Origin of the sequence: Nitratireductor sp. PBL-C9 (assembly GCF_050877045.1) — a bacterium.
GTDB classification, from domain to species: Bacteria; Pseudomonadota; Alphaproteobacteria; order Rhizobiales; family Rhizobiaceae; genus Nitratireductor; species Nitratireductor aquimarinus.
The window spans coordinates 1-2,500 of sequence record NZ_JBPAXW010000006.1; the positions used below are offsets into that span (position 1 = coordinate 1).

At 54.3% G+C, this 2,500-nt stretch carries 2 rRNA genes (1 of these 2 cut by a window edge); both read right to left on the bottom strand.

The annotated features are described in order from the left end of the window. Positions 1-141 precede the first annotated feature (141 nt). Positions 142-256: ribosomal RNA gene (rrf, locus tag ACRTG1_RS13490) — 5S ribosomal RNA — on the bottom strand. 82 nt (positions 257-338) lie between these two features. Then, positions 339-2,500: ribosomal RNA gene (locus ACRTG1_RS13495) — 23S ribosomal RNA — on the bottom strand (it continues 653 nt past the right edge of the window).

The following is a 2,500-nucleotide window of genomic DNA, read 5'->3' on the forward strand; positions in this document are numbered from 1 at the left end:
CGACCTTCAGGTTATGAGCCTGACGAGCTACCGGGCTGCTCCACCCCGCGTCAACTTTTGCGTTCTTTTTGCATGCCAAAAGGCCGCGTTTGCGGCCTTTTGTTTTTGGTTTGTGTCGAGAAGCTTACATGCGATTTGCAGACCTGGCAGCGACCTACTCTCCCGCGTCTTAAGACGAAGTACCATCGGCGCTGGGGCGTTTCACGGCCGTGTTCGGAAAGGGAACGGGTGCAGCCGCCCCGCCATGACCACCAGGTCGGCAAAGCGCATGTAATCGAGAAGCTGGTTGGCCTTTTGGCCAGTATTTTGTCGCTCTTGATGAGCATAAGCAATGAGAATGATTCAAGCCTATCGAGTTATTAGTACCGGTAAGCTCCATGCGTTGCCGCACTTCCACACCCGGCCTATCAACGTGGTGGTCTCCCACGACTCTCAGGGAATACTCGTTTCCAGGTCGGTTTCCCGCTTAGATGCCTTCAGCGGTTATCCGTTCCGTATATAGCTACCCTGCTATGCGGCTGGCGCCACAACAGGTCCACCAGAGATACGTCCATCCCGGTCCTCTCGTACTAGGGACAGATCCTGTCAATATTCCTACACCCACGGCAGATAGGGACCGAACTGTCTCACGACGTTCTGAACCCAACTCACGTACCGCTTTAAATGGCGAACAGCCATACCCTTGGGACCTGCTCCAGCCCCAGGATGCGATGAGTCGACATCGAGGTGCCAAACAACCCCGTCGATATGGACTCTTGGGGGTCATCAGCCTGTTATCCCCGGCGTACCTTTTATCCGTTGAGCGATGGCCCTTCCACGCGGGACCACCGGATCACTATGACCGACTTTCGTCTCTGCTCGACTTGTCAGTCTTGCAGTCAGGCAGGCTTATGCCATTGCACTCAGCGAACGATTTCCGACCGTTCTGAGCCCACCATCGCGCGCCTCCGTTACTCTTTAGGAGGCGACCGCCCCAGTCAAACTACCCACCATACACTGTCCCGGATCCGGATAACGGACCGCGGTTAGACATCCATGTAGATAAGGGTGGTATTTCAAGGATGGCTCCATCCAGGCTGGCGCCCGAACTTCAAAGCCTACCACCTATCCTACACATGCCGACACGAATGCCAGTGTAAAGCTATAGTAAAGGTGCACGGGGTCTTTCCGTCTAACCGCAGGAACCCCGCATCTTCACGGGGAATTCAATTTCACTGAGTCTCTGCTGGAGACAGCGGGGAAGTCGTTACGCCATTCGTGCAGGTCGGAACTTACCCGACAAGGAATTTCGCTACCTTAGGACCGTTATAGTTACGGCCGCCGTTTACCGGGGCTTCAATTCAGAGCTTGCACTCCTCCTTTTAACCTTCCGGCACCGGGCAGGCGTCAGACCCTATACGTCGTCTTGCGACTTCGCAGAGCCCTGTGTTTTTGATAAACAGTCGCTACCCCCTGGTCTGTGCCACCCCCCTCCGGTTGCCCGAAGAAGGGTCACGCTTATCCCGAAGTTACGCGTGCATTTTGCCGAGTTCCTTCAGCAGAGTTCTCTCAAGCGCCTTGGTATACTCTACCAGTCCACCTGTGTCGGTTTCGGGTACGGTCTATATGGAGGAGCTATTTCCTGGGACCACTTGGCTGCCTTCCCAATCCAGTAAGGAAAGACAACGTCCACGATCCGTCACTACCTCCAGGCCCACGAATATTAACGTGGTTCCCATCGACTACGCCTTTCGGCCTCGCCTTAGGGGCCGGCTAACCCTGCTCAGATTAACTTTAAGCAGGAACCCTTGGACTTTCGGCGAGGGGGTCTCTCACCCCCTTTATCGTTACTCATGTCAGCATTCGCACTTCCGATACCTCCAGGAGCCCTCACGGGTCTCCCTTCATCAGCCTACGGAACGCTCCGCTACCGCTTGCAAAGCAAGCCCAAAGCTTCGGTGTATGGCTTTAGCCCCGGTACATTTTCGGCGCAAAACCCCTTAATTAGACCAGTGAGCTGTTACGCTTTCTTTAAATGATGGCTGCTTCTAAGCCAACATCCTGGTTGTTTTGGGAGTCTCACATCCTTTCCCACTTAGCCATAACTTGGGGACCTTAGCTGTTGGTCAGGGTTGTTTCCCTCTCCACGACGGACGTTAGCACCCACCGTGTGTCTGCCGACTAGTACTCCTCGGTATTCGGAGTTTGGTTAGGTTTGGTAATCCGGTGAGGACCCCTAGCCCATCCAGTGCTCTACCCCCGAGGGTATTCGGTCGACGCTCTACCTAAATAGATTTCGCGGAGAACCAGCTATTTCCGAGTTTGATTGGCCTTTCACCCCTAGCCACAAGTCATCCCGATCTATTGCAACAGATATGGGTTCGGTCCTCCAGTAAGTGTTACCTTACCTTCAACCTGCTCATGGCTAGATCACTCGGTTTCGGGTCTAATGCAACGTACTGAGCGCCCTATTAAGACTCGCTTTCGCTACGCCTACACCTACCGGCTTAAGCTTGCACGT